The sequence below is a fragment of the Polaromonas sp. P3_C2 genome (assembly GCF_056402675.1).
The window spans coordinates 1-509 of record NZ_JBFUGX010001283.1 but is presented as its reverse complement, the minus strand read 5'-3'; the positions used below and the strand labels follow the sequence as shown (position 1 = coordinate 509).

Sequence of the window (509 nt, the reverse complement as noted above, 5' to 3'; positions counted from 1 at the left end):
AACCTCAAGCGCGCGGTAATCGCATCGGAAGACGCCAGCTTCGCCGAGCATGACGGCGTGGACATGGAGGCACTTGAGAAGGCCTGGGACAAAAACGCCAAGGCCGAGCAGCGCGCCGCACAATCCGCCAGCCGCCTGGCTCCCGCCAAGGCAGCGGCAACACCCGCCAGACCGGTGAAAATCATTGGCGGCTCCACCATCACCCAGCAGCTCGCCAAAAATCTTTTCCTGTCGGGTGAGCGTACGCTTTTGCGCAAAGGCCAGGAGCTGGTGCTGACGCTGCTGCTCGAAGCCCTGCTCGGCAAGGAGCGCATTCTGGAGATTTACCTCAACAGCGTGGAGTGGGGCGAAGGTATTTTTGGCGCCGAGGCCGCAGCGCAGCATTACTACCGCAAGCCTGCGTCAAAACTGAGCGCCTATGAATCCGCGCGGCTGGCCGTCATGCTGCCGCGCCCCAAATACTTTGAAACGCGGCCCGGCTCGGGCTACCTGGCTTCGCGCGCCAGCAC

General features: G+C 62.9%; 1 protein-coding gene. It reads left to right on the top strand.

The genetic code is table 11. The features are described from left to right. Positions 1-509: transglycosylase domain-containing protein (locus AC1DWI_RS26080; RefSeq protein ID WP_477726322.1), on the top strand; the 509-nt coding region annotated here is incomplete at both ends.